Annotated in this window: 15 protein-coding genes; 2 read left to right on the forward strand and 13 right to left on the reverse strand. The window is 33.3% G+C overall.

Annotated elements, in window-relative coordinates; translation table 11 throughout:
* Positions 1-188 precede the first annotated feature (188 nt).
* The 13 genes from HCG49_RS11070 to HCG49_RS11130 all read right to left on the reverse strand — a co-directional run bounded on the left by HCG49_RS11070 (position 189) and on the right by HCG49_RS11130 (position 15,844).
* Positions 189-788, reverse strand: a complete 600-nt coding sequence (locus HCG49_RS11070) for a formyltransferase family protein (protein WP_240938684.1) — start codon at positions 786-788, stop codon at positions 189-191.
* 106 nt (positions 789-894) lie between these two features.
* Positions 895-2,049, reverse strand: a complete 1,155-nt coding sequence (locus HCG49_RS11075; RefSeq protein WP_168469599.1) for a glycosyltransferase family 4 protein — start codon at positions 2,047-2,049, stop codon at positions 895-897.
* A gap of 1 nt (position 2,050) precedes the next feature.
* Positions 2,051-3,955 carry an asparagine synthase (glutamine-hydrolyzing) gene (gene asnB, locus HCG49_RS11080; RefSeq protein ID WP_168469600.1) on the reverse strand — a complete coding sequence of 635 codons (1,905 nt, stop codon included), beginning with the start codon at positions 3,953-3,955 and terminating at the stop codon, positions 2,051-2,053.
* Positions 3,931-5,091 (reverse strand): glycosyltransferase family 1 protein, encoded by a 1,161-nt coding sequence (locus HCG49_RS11085; RefSeq protein ID WP_168469601.1) that lies wholly within the window; start codon positions 5,089-5,091, stop codon positions 3,931-3,933. Before HCG49_RS11085 ends, asnB begins: the two co-directional genes overlap by 25 nt.
* Positions 5,092-6,180 carry a glycosyltransferase gene (locus HCG49_RS11090; RefSeq protein WP_168469602.1) on the reverse strand — a complete coding sequence of 363 codons (1,089 nt, stop codon included), beginning with the start codon at positions 6,178-6,180 and terminating at the stop codon, positions 5,092-5,094.
* Positions 6,181-6,230: 50 nt separating this feature from the next.
* The gene (locus tag HCG49_RS11095; RefSeq protein ID WP_168469603.1) at positions 6,231-7,145 is read right to left on the reverse strand and encodes an ATP-grasp fold amidoligase family protein; all 915 of its coding nucleotides are present in this window, start codon (positions 7,143-7,145) and stop codon (positions 6,231-6,233) included.
* A 69-nt stretch (positions 7,146-7,214) separates the two neighbouring features.
* Positions 7,215-8,375, reverse strand: coding sequence for an O-antigen ligase family protein (locus HCG49_RS11100; protein ID WP_168469604.1), 1,161 nt, complete (start codon positions 8,373-8,375; stop codon positions 7,215-7,217).
* Entirely contained in the window at positions 8,376-9,443 is a 1,068-nt protein-coding gene (locus HCG49_RS11105) for a glycosyltransferase family 4 protein (protein ID WP_168469605.1), read from the reverse strand.
* An 11-nt stretch (positions 9,444-9,454) separates the two neighbouring features.
* Positions 9,455-10,804 carry a murein biosynthesis integral membrane protein MurJ gene (gene murJ, locus HCG49_RS11110; protein ID WP_168469606.1) on the reverse strand — a complete coding sequence of 450 codons (1,350 nt, stop codon included), beginning with the start codon at positions 10,802-10,804 and terminating at the stop codon, positions 9,455-9,457.
* A gap of 66 nt (positions 10,805-10,870) precedes the next feature.
* Positions 10,871-12,151, reverse strand: coding sequence for a nucleotide sugar dehydrogenase (locus HCG49_RS11115; RefSeq protein WP_168469607.1), 1,281 nt, complete (start codon positions 12,149-12,151; stop codon positions 10,871-10,873).
* 92 nt (positions 12,152-12,243) lie between these two features.
* The gene (locus tag HCG49_RS11120; RefSeq protein ID WP_168469608.1) at positions 12,244-13,647 is read right to left on the reverse strand and encodes a UDP-glucose dehydrogenase family protein; all 1,404 of its coding nucleotides are present in this window, start codon (positions 13,645-13,647) and stop codon (positions 12,244-12,246) included.
* Between the two features lie 5 nt (positions 13,648-13,652).
* On the reverse strand, positions 13,653-14,636 hold the full coding sequence (locus tag HCG49_RS11125; protein ID WP_168469609.1) for an SDR family oxidoreductase: 984 nt from the start codon (positions 14,634-14,636) through the stop codon (positions 13,653-13,655).
* Positions 14,637-14,803: 167 nt separating this feature from the next.
* Positions 14,804-15,844, reverse strand: a complete 1,041-nt coding sequence (locus HCG49_RS11130) for an NAD-dependent epimerase (protein WP_168469610.1) — start codon at positions 15,842-15,844, stop codon at positions 14,804-14,806.
* A 688-nt stretch (positions 15,845-16,532) separates the two neighbouring features.
* Here HCG49_RS11130 and HCG49_RS11135 point away from each other — a divergent pair.
* Together HCG49_RS11135 and HCG49_RS11140 are read left to right on the forward strand one after the other, a co-directional pair.
* A complete protein-coding gene (locus HCG49_RS11135; RefSeq protein ID WP_168469611.1) occupies positions 16,533-17,528 on the forward strand; it encodes a polysaccharide deacetylase family protein in 996 nt (331 codons plus the stop codon).
* The gene (locus HCG49_RS11140; RefSeq protein ID WP_168469612.1) at positions 17,521-18,294 is read left to right on the forward strand and encodes a formyl transferase; all 774 of its coding nucleotides are present in this window, start codon (positions 17,521-17,523) and stop codon (positions 18,292-18,294) included. The genes HCG49_RS11135 and HCG49_RS11140 overlap by 8 nt, the downstream gene beginning before the upstream one ends.
* Positions 18,295-18,299: the final 5 nt, after the last annotated feature.

Consider the following 18,299-nt stretch of genomic DNA (forward strand, 5'->3'; position numbering starts at 1 on the left):
GTGGTCAGAATGTGGATGTTTGTGCCTTTTAATAGTATGTACTATAGAGTAATTTAAAGGAAATTATCGCTGTGGTAGATTAATTCCGATGAATTAAAGATTGTTCTTGTTAAGAGGTGTCTTGGGTGTGCAATCCTAATAATTCTTTGAAGGAAAGAAAGCGTTTTTGTTAAACAACTATTCTGGGTTTAATTGTTCTTTTCGATTTTTCGGATGGTTTTTAAGATTATTTTTTTTCCCTTTTTTACAAACTTTGGATAAAGGGAATCAAAAGTGTCTTTAGCGCCTACTTTTATGGGGTGTTGATAAATAATAATTCCTTTATCATACTCATCGTCAATAATGTGGGTAGTGATTCCTGTGATTTTAACGCCATAAGCAATAGCGTCTTGTATGGCAGTTTTAGTACCTAAAAAACTAGGGAATAAAGAAGGATGGATATTTAAAATCCTATTAGGAAATGCTAAGAGCATCTCTTTTTGAATGAGGTACTTGTAATTTAGCAAGAAAATATAGTCTATTTGGCAATTCTGTAAAACATTGATTATGTTTTGTTGATAGTCAGAGGAGGTCGAAAAATCTTTACGCTTAATTTGAAGTGTTGGTATTCCATGTTTTTTAGCAATTTCTGCGGCTCCACAGGGTTCGCTTTCAAAGATAACCAGCTTTATTTTAGAGGCTTTTAATGCACCATTCACATAAGCTTCAATTAAATCCGTAGCGTTTCGACCCCAACCCGTACAAAGGATGGCCCAGTTGATACTACTATTGATTTTAGAATGCATCATGAAAGCTTATGTCTTTTAAGTTAATGTATGAATTTAAAAAGGTGTATTTTTCTAAAACAAAAATTAGGAGTAAGTTTTATTGGGTAACTATTCTAGATTTTTACAATTACGTTAGGGAGTTGTACTCCTTTAAAACTTCCTTCCAAATAGTTTGCCTATCATATTTATTGGCGATCATCTCTCGGATTTTATTTTTATCAAATGAAATATTTTCTTTTTTCCTCTTATAAAGTAATTCCATGGCGTCTGCTAATTTCTCAACATTTTTAGGGGGAACAATAAATCCATTTAATCCTTCTTCTACGATTTCATTACAACCATTAATATCCGAAACAATAGACGGTACTCCCATTGCCCCAGCTTGCATCACCACATTAGGAAATCCTTCCCTATAACTAGGAAAAGTTAATGCATCGGAAATAGCAAAATATGGACGTACGTCTGGTTGGTATCCTACTCCTATTATATTGGGATTGGATGAAATCATTTTATCTGTATCTTTCCACAAGGGGTCAAGTTCTTTTTCATACGGGCCTACCAGTATTAATTTGGTGTTTTGATAAGAAGTATTTAGCTTAGAAAAGGCGCTCACCAATTCATTTACTCCTTTATCGGTAACCATGCGGCCAACAAAAACATAGACGATGTCATTTAAACTAATGCTCAATGATTTGCGGAGTTTATCTTTTTCAGTTTTACTAACAATATTAGGGTCAAATTGATTGGTGTCAATACCATTAGAACTACCGTTGCCAATAACCTTTAATTTATTTGGGGTGGTATATTTATTTTGTATTATAATGTCTTTTAAACCAAAAGAATTCGGGTAAATCATGGTAGCGCAGGAATAGGTAAGTTTTTCAACGAAGTCTAACAATAATCTTTTACTGCCTCTAGCCTCTAATAGAGGCATTCCGGCTATTGTATGCATGCGATGAGGTACTCTGGCCAAAAATGCAGCAAACATTCCTAGGGTGCCTGCTTTTGGAGTATGGGTATGGACCATAAAGGGTTTTTCCTTTTTTAAGATTTTATAAATTTGCCAGGTGGCTTTTAAATCTTTCAGGGGAGATATGGTTCGTGTCATTTCTACGGGAATCACCCGTATATCTTCTTGTTTCCCTATTTTGTCCAATAATCCATTCTCATAGGAAGCAATACCGACCACCTCATAATTCCCGGACACGTATTTGAGTTGACCAGTGAGTAGTCCTCCAAGGGAAGCGGGAACGGTGGTGATTCTTATGAGTTTTTTTTTCATTTTAAAGATTTTGGTAAGTATTATAGTACCACTTTTGGAAACAATAAAATGTCCATACCTTAAATGTATTATCTGCTTTAGCATTCAAGTGATTAAATATTAATTCTCTTGTGGCATCAATATTAAAAATACCTTGATTCTCTAGTTTATTGGTATCTATATAGCTTTCCAATTCAGATTTTAATGAGGATCTTAACCAATCTCCGACAGGTGCTCCAAATCCACTTTTGCTTTTATCTAAAAAGCCGTCGTCAAACTGGTCCTTAAATGCTTCTTTTAAAATATATTTTTTATTCCAACCCTTGAGCAATAAACTTTCAGGAAGAGAATTGGTATAATTCCATAGTGTTTTATTTAAAAATGGTGCCCTACATTCCAAGGAATTAAGCATGCTAGTTCTATCAACTTTTACAAGCATATCACCCTCTAGACTTATATGCTTATCAATTGTTCTAAAATCTGATAAACTTGTAGGATTCGCTATTCCGGTTTTGTTTTTATACCATTCAAAGATATTATCTTCCAAAAAAGCAGGTAATAAGAATTGGTGAAGGCTATTTTTGGTATATCCAAGGGAAATAATATCCCAATAATACTGCCCGTTGTAATTAATAGAGTTTAATAATCGTTCTAACTTGAATAAATGTTTTCTTTTATCGCTTTTTGTTTTTAAAATTGGGGAACTGATAGTGGATATAAAATTATGAAACGGCTCTGGAATAAATTTTGAATAATAGTTATTCATTTTTCCCATATAATATTTGTTGTAACCACCAAAGACTTCATCGCCTCCATCACCGGTCAATGCAACTTTTACATAATCACTTGTTCTGTTGGAAACAAGATAGGTCGGCAAACTCGAGGAGTCGGCAAAGGGTTCGTCAAAGTTTAAAAGGATTTCTTCAATATTTTTTTGAATATCTTTTTCTCCAATTACGAATTCATGATGGTTGCTCCCGATAAGTTTTGCAACAACTCTAGACTTATCGGTCTCATCGTAGGCCTTTTTTTCGAAGCCAATTGAAAATGTATCTATAGGAGACGTTTTCCCTTGTGCCAAACATAAAGAAACAATGGATGAGTCTACACCACCAGATAAGAATGTCCCTAAAGGCACATCTGAAATAGATCTACTTGAAACCGTTTCGTATACTAATTCTTTAACTTCTTTTTTTGCAGTTTTTAGGGAGTAGTTCTTATTTTGAACGATTTTGGAAGGTTTTTCAATCGGGATGATTACGAATTCATGAGTAAGTAGGTCGTATGATAAATAATGATTGGCCTCTAGTTTATAAACACCATTATAAATTGTAAATGGAGCAGGAATGTAAGTAAGCCTAAAAAAAAGGTTTAATCCTTTTTTGTCAATTTCGGGTTTCAACTTAAGCTTATTTATCACCGATTTTAGTTCCGACCCCCAAACGAATTGATCATTATGAGAGGTGTAGTACAAAGGTTTTTCACCAAAAAAATCTCTGGCAATAAAAAGCTTGTTTCTTTTTTTATCATAAATACTAAAAGCGAACATGCCGTCTAACTTTTTGAACGATGATACCCCTTCATGTTCATATAATTTTAGAATTACTTCGGTATCACTATTGGTTAGGAATTGAACTCCGTTTTGTTGTAATTTATTTTTTAGATCTAAATAGTTGTAGATTTCACCGTTAAAGACGATAACTAGTTGTTTGTCTTCAGAAAATATTGGTTGTTTTCCTAAGCTTAAATCTATAATAGATAATCGTCTCATACCCATGCCGATGCTGAATCTATCATTGTGATGGGTAAAGACGCCGTCATCATCTGGCCCACGATGTGTAATGAGGTTATTCATGTCATTTACATCTTGGGCTAAATGTTGGTTTGCTTGGTTGGTTTTAATTATAAATCCATTGATTCCGCACATGTTGGTTGGTTTAAATAAAATTCCTGTAATTTTTCCGAATTTTGAAATATGTCATAGTTGCCATCGACAATTTCTTGGAAAGTATTTCTACGTGTGTATTCTAAATTCTTTATAATTAGTTCAGCCCATTCTTTTTCGGATTTTCGCAGGCTACAAAAAGTAATGAGCTCAGTGATAGCTACCTCTTTAGTAATAGTGTCGGAGGCTATTATTTTTAATCCGGATGCCTGAGCCTCAATTAAGGTAACAGGTAAACCTTCGTACAATGAAGGAAATAAAAATAAATCGAAGGCCTGTAAAATATTAGGAATATCTTCGCGTACGCCTAAATAACATATATTCTGTTCAAGTTTTAAGGCTATAACTTCCTTTTCTATTTTAGATCCATAATATCCGTAACCTACTAATACTAGGACGAAATTATTTTTTATTAAAAGTAATTCATGAAATATTTTAATTATAAAACTATGATTTTTTGCCTCTACAAAATTGCCGACATGACCGATTGCTATTTTTCCATTGATATTAAGAGTTTTTTTTGCCTTTAACGATTTTATAGGATCATAGGTAAATAACGAGGCATTAATAGCATTATTTATAACGGTTACCTCTTTATTTTTCGAGCCAAACAACCATTTGCCAGCCTTGATACCACAAGAATAGTAATGAGTGGCATATTTGGGTACCTTATATCTTATAATTGATTGAATGGTATCCTTAACAGTGGTCTTTAAATCAGTATTTTTAATAAATATTTTTTTATAAAATGGTTCAATCGATGTGTGGGAATGTGCTATTCTTATTGGGATTGCTCTTTTTTTTGAGGCTTTTAGAATAAAATAGCTTAAAGCGTTTAGATGTGAATGAACAATTTGATACTCAGGGTGATTTTTAAAAAAGGTGTTTAATACTTTTTGGTGCAAAAAGTAATTTTTTGGAGTTATAGGAGGGATTTTATATATTTTCCCACCTAAGGATATTATCTCGTCTTCAAAAGCCGACTTTTCATCTCTGTGTAAAAGAAAATCAAATTGTACCTTAGTTCTATCTATGGCACGGTAATAATTCATAACCATATTTTCGGCGCCTCCCCGGGTCATAGAAGTTAATACATGTAAAATTCTTTTTGGATACATTTAATTCAAAATTTCGACAAATAGATTTTCATATTCCTTTAGAATCTTATTTGAATTATATTTATTATATATAGAATTGCGCACAACACTTGGCTTCCAGTTTTGGTAATTTTGGGTTAATAATTTAATTTTATTAACGTAATCAACTGTAGAGTCGGCGATAAATCCATTTAGGCCATCTGTTATAATTTCATCTATTCCTCCTGGTGCTTGGAAAGCGATAACCGGAGTGCCTACCGCACAGCTCTCTAAAAGAGCATTTGGAAACCCTTCAACATAAGAGCCTTGTAAAAATACATCGCTTTGTGCTAAGTATTCTTCAACATTTTTGGTGTATGGAATATGGGTAATATAATTCGATAGCCCATATTTTTTTGCTGTGTCAAAAATATTTTCCTTTTCAGGACCATCACCAATAATGGTATAGTGAAAGGGGAAATCTAATTCTTTTAATACTTCTAATATTCTAAGATGTCCCTTTTGTTTTGCTAATCTTCCAATAGTAATAAATTTAAAAAAAACTCTAGGAAGTGAATGATCCTCTTTTTTTACCTTAAAACTATCCGTAATTGGGTTATTAATAACTATAATTTTATCTGGATTAACCTTAAAGTTAAGAACCATGTCCTTGGCCATATCATTAGACTGGCAAACTATTTTATCTATTAGTTTTTTACTGATTAGGGAAAGAAGACTAAAGCATTTTATAGGTTTATTTTCGGAGTACTCTTTTAAAACACTATTTACATTAACTTCCCGTGCAACAAATTTAGATGTAGGGAAAAATATAGATAATAAGCCCATTACCGTATTTAAATGTCCTATCGCACTTATGGCGATATCAGGGGAATTTTTAAATAAAAAGACAAAGAGATTTGGAATAGATTTTAGGACTCTGGGTTTATTCAAAAAAACAACTTTAATATTGTCGACTTCATATTGGCAATCTTTTTTGTAACCAATAACCAAAAGGGTAACATTAAAGATAGTTCTATCTATATGTTGTGCTACATACGACATTACCCGTTCCGCACCTCCAGCTTTTAGAGAAGGAATAATAAAAACTATTTTTAATTTACGTTTGATCATATAAAAATATGGTTGCTGATAAATTCGTTCTTGGTTATAGCGGCTTGTTATTATAGAGGTAAGGCTAATTTTTCACCTAATTTCTTGTCCCAAACTTCAGGCGTAAATTTGCCTAATCCAGATTCTGAATGAAAAGTTAATTCTCCAAAATATATTTTAGAATCTATGGTGTACAAATCGACTCTTACATAAATAAAATCTTCAGCGATTTTTTCAGATAGAGCTTTCATTTTTTCTAAACTTTCCGGTCTTTCAACCTGATTTCCATTTTCATAAATCCACTTAAAATCTAAGAAATTCCAATCCGGATCATAGTGGTTTCTTTTATGGTCGGTAGCTCTATCCAAATCGACTTGAATGTATGCAAGCTTACCATTAAAACAATGGAATTTGTAGTCAGCAGGAATGCTACCATCAGGAGTGGTAAGCAATTTTTCTACTATGATACAGGGTTCAATATCTTTGTATTGCCATTCCTTTTTGGCGTAATAATAGTTCCTAGATAAACGCCTTTTGAGCAACTTTTTAGTTTCTGTGTAGTTGAGTTTTTTTTTGTCCCTAACAAAAATCCCACCTCCGCTATCATGATTGGTTTTGATGATACAAGGATAATCAGGTAAATTCATTGGAGTGATATCGTTCACATTTTTAGTCATAAAGGAAATAGGAATAAGATATTCATTTCCAATTTTTTCTTTAATATAATCCCGTACAGCGAACTTGTCAGCAGATATGGTATGTAAACGGGTTCTGTCATTTAATTTTAACCACAGAATTTTTTCATTTAAAGTTTTCGGATGATCTAAGTTGATTGGGTATCCAAAATTGTTTTTAAATTGTTTTTTTAAAAAAGCCTTGTCCGAGCTAGTTCTGTATTTAAGGAAGTAATATGTTTTTAAAAAAGGCTCAATTAGGTAATATCCAATATTGGACTCATTATAAATATGTTTAATGATCTTTTTCATAACGTTGGTTTTTTGATTGATAATAAGGCTATTAAAATAAAAGGATTTTTATTACCAAGTTTTTAACTGCTATTCTTCATCTAAAACATAGCCTAAATAAATAAATATACAAACGATATACGGTTGGTTGATAACCGTTTGTAAACTGGTCATAAATATTAGAAATGTAAGGAAAACAGCAAGAATATAATATCTTTTATCGGCAGAAGACCTTATTATTTTGTTGAAATAGACTCCTAATAAAATAAAGAAGGCTATAAGGGGGACGATTCCCGCATCGGCCCAAATGCCCACAATAGTATTATGGCCACGCATAGTATTTCCAAATCCAATTCCATTTCCGATAAAAGGATTCTCATACACAAAATTCAATAGGGTATTTAATAGACCGGTCCTTCCTGAGCTGTCTACTTCTTCTAAGTTAAAGGTGAGTAGATTCTCTAAATTCTTAACTTTTAAATATTGAGCTTCCCTCAAATTAAAACTACTTGCAATCTGAGTTAAGTTAATAATTACAAAATATAATATAGGGAGAAGGAAAAGGGCGATAAATATTTTTTCCTTAGTAAAAAACTTATAGTTTATTAAGAGATTTACTAAAACGAAAATGAACAAACCAGTAGTAGAGAATGTTAAAAATATCGAATACGCTATAAAAACTAATACCATAAATTTTATAAGGTATAGCTTAGGATTGTAAAATTTATGAAACAGAATATAGGTTATAATGGCAATAAGCGCACTGTTATTGGCATCTCCAAAAAGCCCTTCGGCTCTGTCAATACCATATTTTTTAGGTCCAAAAGATCCAACATCATACCCTATATGATAAAATACAACCAAAAAAACTGAAGAAATGAATAAGGTTACTAATAAGGTGTTAAAAAATATCTTTTGGTTTTTTTTTGTTTTTAAAAAAATGAAGAAACCAAAAAAATAAACTACCGGAACAATGGTCTGAGGAATATAATCGAGCCTGTCAAAAGTAATGCTTGCTACTAAGCCAAAAGCATAATACGTGATATAAAAAAATATCCAGGTTTTAGCTGTAGTTGAGTACACCCCATCTTCTTTTAAAAAGATTAACGACCCTAAAACGAGCAAAACTAAATTTAGATATGCAAAGCTTTGTCCTACACCTGTTGATATATAATGGGTTAAAAATTGTTGAATATTCAGGATACTAACAATAAAACCATAGAGAAAAAAAATGATGCCTAGCTTTTTCATTTATATTTTTAAAACATTAAACAAGTCTTCCCATTTTGTAATGATTCTGTCGATGTGGTATTGATCTATACTGGTAATGGCGTTTTGGGCCAATGTTGTTCTTAATTCTTTATTATTAATTAAGGTACCAATACCATCGGCCATGGCATTTTGGTTCTGGTTTTCAATTAAAAGACCGTTTTCTCCCTGTTGAATTATATCGGATGGCCCTGAAACACAATCAAAGGCGATACAGGTGACTCCTTGCGACATGGCTTCTAAAAGCACCATGGGCAAACCTTCAAAACGAGAGGAGAGAATGAATATTTGGGATTTTGTTAAGATTGAATTTATATCAGATTGGAAACCAGTAAAGATTATCTGATCGGTCATTAGCAATTGCTCGACCTTTTTTTTTAAAAACTGCATACCGTCGTCACCACTTCCGATAATTTTTAATTTCCAATCCTTGTTGCTTTTTAAAACAGGATGTATCAGTTGAATTAAATTATCAAAGCCTTTATGATAATATCGGTCTAAATTACCTATGGCTAAAAGAATTTTATCTCTTTTTGGGTTGTAAGTTTTTATGGGTGAAAAAGTACATGGGTTTGGCATAACGGTTACCTTTATCCCTTTTTTTTCATAATAAGGTTTATCAAAGGTAGTTAATACAGTGACTCTATCCGCAAATCTATAGGCAATAGAACGGGTGAACTTGGTTATATAATTCCCTTTTTGCAAGTGGTTGATATGCTCTGAACATATTATGGGTATTTTGAAGTATTTTGCAACTACGATGGCAATAAGATTGGTGGCCGTAATAAAGGATATTGCGATTTCGGGACGGTTAATTTTTACTTTATAGTATTTAAATAAATTATTGAGGCTTCGAAGTGTGTGATTTTTTATTCCTCCATCGTGAAGGCGAATTCTTTGGATGCCAGGGTCGATTTCAAAGTCTTCTCCTTTATTAAATGTAATTATGGATACACTATGTCCTTTTTGTAGAAGATGGGCTGCGAGAAGAACTAGTACACGTTCAGCGCCTCCCCCAATCAAAGAACTTACTATAAAATCGATTTTCATATCCTTAGTATTTAATTACTAATACTATTTTTTTTGAATAAAGTATACGTGTAGTAAACGTATATGAAGCTACAAATAATGTAAACTATGGTTGTGCTTAAAACAAGTCCGTAAACTCCATAATATTGCACTAAAATATAATTCATTATTAGGTTTAATAGTAGGTTCCAAAAGGAAATCCATGCCATAAATTTATTTTCATTTATGGAGGTCAAGAATTTAACACAAACCAATGTACACAGGTAAAAAGGTACGTAAATCAAGGCGAGTTTTTGAATATTGGCAACAATGTAGGTGTCTTCCGAAGTAAATTCGTTTCGTTCAAATAAAATTTGAATGATGTTTTCGGAAAAAATAATGGTTACTATGGTAACTAATAAACTACTTAAAAATATAATTTTCAATATTTTATAAAGCTGAAAATAGGCTTTCTTTAGGTCAATGTTGATAAGCCTAGAAAAGTGTGGTAATATAACATTTCCTATTGATATCATAAGAATTCCAACTGTGAAAGCAGGAATCTTTATCCCGTAATTCATAGCCGCTATCGATCCTGTTACTAACTGAGCTGCGAAGAATTGATCTACAAACGGGTTTATGCCCGTAAGTAGTCCAGAAGTAGTCTTGGATGGGTACTGCTTGAACATGGCAATAATGTTGTCATTGGTTCTCAAAGCTCCTAAAATGATTATCTTGTTCAGCAAACTAGTTGTTAAGGTGTATAAAAAACTTGTTATACTGCCCAGTAGTAAGCCTATAACCAAAACCATCTCTCCAAAAAGATCTTTAAAGAAGATCAAACATACAATGGTGACAACGGGTAAAAATATTTGAGCTATTGTTGAAGCAAAGAAATTGTTATTTATTTCTTGTAATCCGTTTAAAAAACCGGTATAACCCCATAAGAATAAACAAGGTAGTACATAATAGAGTTGCGTACGTATTAAATTATAGTAACTCTCGTTATGACCAGGGAAAACATATTCAAGAAAAAATTCTGAAAAGACAAGCGCTACAATTGTTAAAATAACAATTAGTACAGTAATGGAATAAAAAGTGAAAGTTTGAAAACTGCCTTTATCATTTGTTGTATTTATTTCATTAATATAATTGGGAATAAATAAATTTTTTAAAGATCCAATAAATACATTTTGAATAAAGGAAGGGATTAATATGGCAATATAGTAAGTGTCTAATAATTCTGATAGACCAAATAATGAAGCAACAATTGTTTCTTTATAAAATGAAACTATTTTAATGAGAAATGAGATAGATCCCACTAATAACATATTCCTGATAATGGGATTTTTACCCAGACCAATAAGTTTGTTATTAATTGTTTTGAGAAACAGCGGAATCATTTAGTATTCATCTATAAATTAGTTTTTTGGCAGATTGAACAAAATGGATTTTAATTTGCTTTTATATTATAACCTAGCACTTACTCTTCCATTTAGAACGCTTTTTACATCATACAATACCCCGTTTTTTAAAAGCATTGCCGATAGGTCAATGTTTAGAAATGAATTATGTCCAACCGCTAAAACAATGGCATTGAATTTTTCATTTGGTAATTGTTGTGTTGTTTTTAAATTGTACTCATGTGCTACTTCCTCGGGAGATGCCCATGGATCATAGGTTGTAATTTGGGCACCGTAACTTTTTAAGTTAGTAATAACATCGACGGCCTTAGTATTTCGTACATCAGGGCAATTTTCCTTAAAGGTTATACCAAGAACTAAAATATTCGATCCTTTGACCTTAATATCATTTTGTACCATTAATTTAACCACTTCCGATGCTACATATTTCCCCATCCCATCGTTCATTCTTCGACCGGCTAGAATAATTTCCGGATGATAGCCATACTCCTGAGCTTTTTGAGCTAGATAATAAGGGTCTACACCGATACAGTGTCCTCCAACCAAGCCAGGTTTAAAAGGTAAAAAGTTCCACTTGGTTCCAGCAGCCTCCAATACATCATGGGTGTCTATCCCCATTAAATTAAAAATTTTTGCCAGTTCATTTACAAAGGCAATATTTATATCTCGTTGAGAATTTTCTATTACCTTGGCGGCTTCTGCGACCCTTATAGTAGGTGCCAAGTGTGTGCCTGCAGTAATAACCGATGCGTATAGGTCATTTACCTTTTTACCAATTTCAGGAGTAGATCCTGAGGTTACCTTCGTTATTTTTTCGACCGTATGTTCCTTGTCTCCAGGATTGATACGTTCTGGGGAATAGCCGGCGAAAAAATCGATATTGAATTTTAGTCCGCTTATATTTTCCAAAACTGGAACACACTCTTCCTCCGTAACTCCTGGGTATACCGTTGATTCATAAATTACAATATCACCTTTTTTAAGAACCTTTCCTACGGTTTCACTGGCCTTGTATAATGGGGTTAAAATAGGTCGGTTAGTGCTGTCTACCGGGGTGGGAACAGTAATGATGTAATAGTTACAATCTGCAATGTCTTCTAAGCGATTGGTACAATATAGCCCCTTGGTCATATCTGTAGACGCACAAAGGACTTCTTGTAAAAGCTCATCTTCTACCTCTAGGGTTTTATCTATTCCCGAACGTAATTCATCAATTCTTTTTTCGTTAATATCAAACCCAATAACCGGGAATTTTGTAGCGAATAGTCGTGCCAAAGGTAAACCTACATAACCTAGTCCTAGAATTGCAATTTTGGTCGTATTCATAGTTTGATATAATTTAAAGTGGTTGGTATCTAAGTTATTTGATTTTGGCAGGCCTATAATTCCCAGTAGCTATAATATAAATGTCTAAAAATCTAAGGCTTTTTATCCGCTACGACCTCTAAATTTCTTTCATGTAATTTAGAGGAGCTAGAATTTGATTTATTATAAGTTTGTTTTCCTATTTGAAAATATTCAATCCCTAGTTCATCCATTTGGGTATCGTTGTATTGGTTTCTTCCATCAAAGATAATAGGCTGCTTTAATTGCACTTTTAACTCTTCAAAATCTGGAGACCGGAATTCTTTCCATTCGGTTAATAGAATCATGGCATCTGCATTTTGAAGTGTTTCATATTTAGAGCTGTGATATGAAATGCTTTTAATGTCTTTTAAATAAAAATCTTTGGCTTCATCCATAGCCTTTGGATCATATGCCTGTATTTTTGCCCCTCGATTGGTTAATTCTTTTATAGTATAGATGGCTGGAGCTTCGCGCATATCATCTGTCTCGGGTTTAAATGCCAAGCCCCATATGGCAAAGGTCTTTCCTTTTAAATCCTCTCCAAATCTCTTAACTACCTTTTGGGCTATGACTAATTTTTGTTTATCGTTGACTGATTCTACAGAACTGATCAAATTAGCAGTATATCCGTGTTCTTCCGCGGTTCTTTTTAGGGCTTTTACATCTTTCGGAAAGCAAGACCCCCCATAACCGCTACCTGGATAAATAAAACTGTATCCTATTCTGCTATCCGATCCTATCCCGATGCGAACTTTATTCACATCGGCACCTACCAATTCACATATATTGGCAATTTCGTTCATAAAGGAAATCTTAGTGGCCAACATGGCGTTAGCGACATATTTTGTCATTTCTGCCGAACGGACATCCATCAGAATTAATCTGTCTGCACTGCTTCTAAAAAAAGGACTATAAAGCCTTCTCATCTTTTTTGCAGCTTCCTCATTGTCTACACCTATGACCACACGATCTGGTTTCATAAAATCGTTAATAGCATCTCCTTCTTTTAAAAATTCGGGATTAGACACCACATCAAAGTCTATGGATAGCTTTCTTATATTAAGTTCTTCCTGAATAGTTCTTTTTACTTTATCGGCAGTGCCAACAGGAACGGTAGATTTGTCTACTATGATCAATGGATGCGTCATATGCCGCCCAATTTCCTTGGCTACTTGTAATACATATTGCAAATCAGCAGAACCATCATCGCCCATAGGGGTGCCAACGGCAATAATAACGACATCGATTTTGTCTAAATGTGCGCTTAAATCAGTACTAAATTGTAATGTTTTGTTTTGAACGTTCCGCATCACCATGGCCTCTAGACCAGGTTCGTAAATGGGGATGATTCCTTTCTTTAAATTATTAATTTTTTTTGAATCGATATCAATACAGGTCACTGTGTTTCCCATTTCGGCAAAACAAGTACCACTTACTAGGCCAACATAGCCAGTTCCAACAACAGTTAAATTCATTTAGTTTATTTTAAATTGGTCCAGTACCAATGTACGGACTCTTTTAATCCTTTTTTTATATCGTATTTGGGATCGTAGCCCAATAGGGTTTTAGCCTTATCAATAGACGCCAAAGAGTGAGGGACATCGCCCTGTCTTGTAGGGCCATATTTGATTTGTACTTCAGCGATTTTGGAATCGTATTCGCTTAAATATTCTTTTAATAATCCTACTAATTCATTAAGATCTGTTCGCTCTCCATAGGCAACATTATAAACGGTGTTAACGGCTTCTTTATTATTACTGCTGATGGCCCGAATATTCATTTGGATTACATTATCTATATACGTAAAATCTCGTGAAAAAGAACCATCGCCATTAATTACGGGAGATTCATAATTCATTAATTGCATCACAAATTTAGGAATCACGGCAGCATAAGCACCCTTAGGGTCCTGTTTTCGGCCGAAAACGTTAAAATAGCGTAAACCAACAGTTTCTAGTCCATATGTTTTACTAAATATATCGGCATATAATTCATTTACATATTTGGTAATGGCGTAGGGAGATAATGGTTTTCCAATGTGATCCTCAGTTTTTGGTAAACTTTTAGAATCTCCATAGGTAGACGAACTTGCAGCATAAACAAAGCGTTTTGCTTTTGCATCCCTAGCGGCGACTAACATATTTAGGAAGCCTGATACATTGACATCATTACTGGTTATAGGATCATTGATAGACCTGGGAACAGACCCCAAAGCGGCCTGATGTAAAATGTATTCAACACCTTTACAAGCTTTGTGACAATCTTCCAAATTTCGTATATCCCCTTCGAAAAGCGAAAATTTAGGATTGGCATGCAAATGCGCCAGGTTTTCACGTTTTCCTGTCGAAAAATTATCCAAACAGCTAACTGTATTCCCATTTTTTAAGAGGGCTTCACATAAATTAGAGCCAATGAAGCCCGCTCCTCCAGTGACAAGAATATGATAATCAGAATTTAGATTCATGTTTTTTATTCCTTTATTATTAAACAAATATGGAGATAACTTATATTAAACCTCTTTTTTTTGTTTCAAGTACTCATATTTTCCGATGAATTGGCTAAACATGACTCAACTTTAATTTTCCAAAATACAGAGTTACGGGTTTATGGAACCTTCTATGGTTGTAGATTTTATTTTTTTGGAGCAAGATGGTAATATTTTTTGTACCATTTTATAAAGGCTGTTATCCCTTCATTTATTGAAGTGTTGGGACGGTAGCCGTAATCTTTTATTAAATCATCAACATTGGCCCAGGTTTTTTTAACATCACCAGGTTGCATAGGAAGTAAATTTCGGTTCGCTGTAATACCTAAATTTTGTTCGATACACTCTATAAAATCCAATAGCTTGACGCAGTTGTTATTACCAATATTATAGATTTTATAATTTTCACCTTTTTTAATCCTTTCGACGGTGTCTTTTTCCAAAACTCGAACTACTCCCTCTGTAATATCATCAATATAGGTAAAATCCCGCTCCATTTTTCCCTCATTAAAGATTTTAATTGGTTTTCCTTTCACCATGGCATCTGTGAATAAAAACATGGCCATATCTGGTCTTCCCCATGGACCATAAACGGTAAAAAATCGAAGACCGGTGGTAGTGAATCCATATAGATGACTATAGGTGTGAGCCATAAGTTCGTTACTTTTTTTAGTAGCGGCATATAGGCTTATAGGGTTGTCTACATTATCTGAAGTTTCGAAGGGGACTTTTCTATTTAAACCATAAACGCTAGAACTACTGGCATAAACTAGATGTTTAATTTTATAGTTCCTACAACATTCTAAAATATTGAGAAATCCAACGATATTACTATCTATATAAGTTTCCGGATTTTCTAGACTGTAACGAACTCCTGCTTGGGCGGCAAGATTGCATACCACGTCAAAATTTTCGTGATGAAATAGATGAGGTAGCGCCTCGCGATCCTCTAGATTAAGACGTATAAAGGAAAAAGAACCAGAATTTCGTTTGCCGAAATTCATTTGGCCGAATTTTTCCGCATTTTCTTTTGAAATCCCTAACTCCTTTAAACGGGCGAATTTAAGGTTAACATCATAGTAATCATTTATATTATCTAGCCCTATTACTTGATGGCCTTTATTTATAAGAGATAGGGAGACATGGAATCCTATAAAACCTGCTGCGCCAGTTACTAATATTTTCATTTATTATATTTTAGATCTATAAACCTAACTGTTACAAAGAAATCTTCTTTTAAAATATTATCAAAAAGTCTTTGGATAAATATTTTTTTGGAGATGATTCAATGCGGTTTTATATGTTGTAGGGGTTCCTTTGTTAAAAAAGGAAGGGCATGCTAATTAAAAAATTAAAGGTCTTAATTTATTTTATTTTAAACAATTTCTCTTTGAGATATATGTTCCTTACATAAATTAGGTCAAAATCTTATAACGTTGATTGGATAAGTTTAAATAATTGATTTTTTCTAAAAGTTAACGAAAGGTATGATTTATGACTTTGGTTAAGGATTAAAATCATCCAATTGCATTAGGTACTTCTAAAGATACAATTCGCTAACGTTTATTTGTTTAGTCTTATTTCCTTAGGGTTGGAATATTTAAGTATTAAATCTAGAAAAGGGTTGCTTTAGCCGACTTTATATCAGAAATAAAAATAATCTTTTACATTTATCTGTATACAATAACGATTTATGGATATGGAAGCTATACTTTTTTAAAGAGAAACTATTCTTTCCACGTTCAACTAGATATGTGATTAAATAAACCGCTTCAATTATAATGTTGGATTGTTAGGGTTTTACCTTTTAAAACCATTTGGTATCACGAAATTCAAAATGTTAATATGTAACTGGGAATAAAAGAAAATTATACCATGAAAAATACAGGAAAATTTGTTATTTCATTAGATTTTGAGCTATTATGGGGAATGAGGGATGAAAAAACGATAGCTGAGTATGGCGAAAATATTTTGGGTGTATGGAAAGTTATTCCAAGGATGTTAGATCTTTTTGAAAAATATAATGTTTCCGCAACCTTTGCAACCGTAGGGTTCTTATTTGCTTCTGATAAGGAAGGCTTAATGAAATTCTTTCCAAAAAGAAAACCACAATATAAAAACCCAAACTTATCGCCTTATAATGGGCATTTTAATCTAGTTAAGGGCTCTGAGGCTGAGGATAAGTATCATTATGCATCCGATTTGATTAATCTGATCAGAAAATATCCAAACCATGAGATTGCTACCCATACTTTTTCTCATTACTACTGCAACGCTGAGGGGCAAACTATTGAAGATTTTAGAAGCGATATAAAGTCAGCAATAAGCATAGGAAGCCATTTTGGTATAGGTTATAAAAGCCTTATTTTTCCTAGAAATATGTTTAATGAGGAGTATTTGAAAGTTTGTGAAGAACACAGGATTTTGGCTTATAGGGGAAATGAAATCGCTTGGTGTTATAGAGCAGAAAAGGGAGTTTCCAAATTAAAATATAAAAGCAAACAAGCGGTTCGCTTATTAGATTCTTATATGAATCTAACTGGACATCACTGCTACTCCCTAGAGGATATCTCTAAAAGTAAGCCCTATAATATTCCTTCTAGTAGGTTTTTAAGGCCTTACGCTCCAGTCTTATGGGCTGTAGAAAGCTTTAGGAAAAAACGAATTCAGGATAGCATGACCTTCGCTGCAAAAAACAATCTTTTATACCACCTTTGGTGGCACCCTCATAATTTTGGGAGTAACCAAGATGAGAATTTTAATTTTTTAGAAGACATTTTAGTTCATTATAAAAAACTGAACGAACAATATGGTTTTGAAAGTATAACCATGGGTGGCTTTGCTGAAAAAATACAAATAAACCATGAATAAAAAAATCGTAATGTTGGTAGGGCATGGACAATCGGCAAAATTCATGTATAACGGACTAAAGGATGAATTTGAAATCATTCATGTCCTGAGGGCTGGATATACTTCAAAAGGGAGGATGAATTTTTTAAAACGTCGTGCCAAAAGATTGGGATATTCAAAATTAATTGGTCAGATCCTTTTTCAAATATGTTGTGTACGCCTATTAAGTGTTTTTTCAAAAGCACGTATAAATGAATTAAAAAAGAATTTACCATTGTCTGATGAGGACATCAAGGAAGATATTTTAATAGACGTACCTTCTGTTAACTCTGACGAATGTTTAGAGGTATTGAAACGATTAGATCCGGATATTATCATTGTCAATGGTACAGAAATTATTTCTAAAAAAATACTTAATGGCGTAAAAGCAACCTTTGTAAACACCCATGTTGGCATCACACCAAAATATAGAGGAGTTCATGGGGGGTATTGGGCCTTGGCTAGTGATGATAAGGAAAATTGTGGTGTAACGGTGCATTTGGTCGATGCTGGTATTGATACCGGAGGTATTTTGCGCCAAGGCGTCATAAGGATTAGTTCTCAAGATAATTTCACAACCTATCCCTATTTGCAATTGGCTGAAGGCATTAGATGTATGAAGTTGGCCTTAATAGATATTATGAATGATAATATTTTGCCAGTAAAAAGAGATTTAGAAAGTAAACTATGGTATCATCCAACCTTATGGCAATATCTTTATGTAAGAATTACAAAGGGCGTTAAATAAATTTT

Origin of the sequence: Arenibacter sp. 6A1, assembly GCF_012272855.1 — a bacterium.
Classification (GTDB): Bacteria; Bacteroidota; Bacteroidia; order Flavobacteriales; family Flavobacteriaceae; genus Arenibacter.

Excerpts from the sequence above, each read along its gene's own strand:
- HCG49_RS11070 (WP_240938684.1), bottom strand. The coding sequence starts at position 788 with ATGATGCATTCTAAAATCAATAGTAGTATCAACTGGGCCATCCTTTGT.
- HCG49_RS11075 (WP_168469599.1), bottom strand. The coding sequence starts at position 2,049 with ATGAAAAAAAAACTCATAAGAATCACCACCGTTCCCGCTTCCCTTGGA.
- asnB (WP_168469600.1), bottom strand. The coding sequence starts at position 3,955 with ATGTGCGGAATCAATGGATTTATAATTAAAACCAACCAAGCAAACCAA.
- HCG49_RS11085 (WP_168469601.1), bottom strand. The coding sequence starts at position 5,091 with ATGTATCCAAAAAGAATTTTACATGTATTAACTTCTATGACCCGGGGA.
- HCG49_RS11090 (WP_168469602.1), bottom strand. The coding sequence starts at position 6,180 with ATGATCAAACGTAAATTAAAAATAGTTTTTATTATTCCTTCTCTAAAA.
- HCG49_RS11095 (WP_168469603.1), bottom strand. The coding sequence starts at position 7,145 with ATGAAAAAGATCATTAAACATATTTATAATGAGTCCAATATTGGATAT.
- HCG49_RS11100 (WP_168469604.1), bottom strand. The coding sequence starts at position 8,375 with ATGAAAAAGCTAGGCATCATTTTTTTTCTCTATGGTTTTATTGTTAGT.
- HCG49_RS11105 (WP_168469605.1), bottom strand. The coding sequence starts at position 9,443 with ATGAAAATCGATTTTATAGTAAGTTCTTTGATTGGGGGAGGCGCTGAA.
- murJ (WP_168469606.1), bottom strand. The coding sequence starts at position 10,804 with ATGATTCCGCTGTTTCTCAAAACAATTAATAACAAACTTATTGGTCTG.
- HCG49_RS11115 (WP_168469607.1), bottom strand. The coding sequence starts at position 12,151 with ATGAATACGACCAAAATTGCAATTCTAGGACTAGGTTATGTAGGTTTA.
- HCG49_RS11120 (WP_168469608.1), bottom strand. The coding sequence starts at position 13,647 with ATGAATTTAACTGTTGTTGGAACTGGCTATGTTGGCCTAGTAAGTGGT.
- HCG49_RS11125 (WP_168469609.1), bottom strand. The coding sequence starts at position 14,636 with ATGAATCTAAATTCTGATTATCATATTCTTGTCACTGGAGGAGCGGGC.
- HCG49_RS11130 (WP_168469610.1), bottom strand. The coding sequence starts at position 15,844 with ATGAAAATATTAGTAACTGGCGCAGCAGGTTTTATAGGATTCCATGTC.
- HCG49_RS11135 (WP_168469611.1), top strand. The coding sequence starts at position 16,533 with ATGAAAAATACAGGAAAATTTGTTATTTCATTAGATTTTGAGCTATTA.
- HCG49_RS11140 (WP_168469612.1), top strand. The coding sequence starts at position 17,521 with ATGAATAAAAAAATCGTAATGTTGGTAGGGCATGGACAATCGGCAAAA.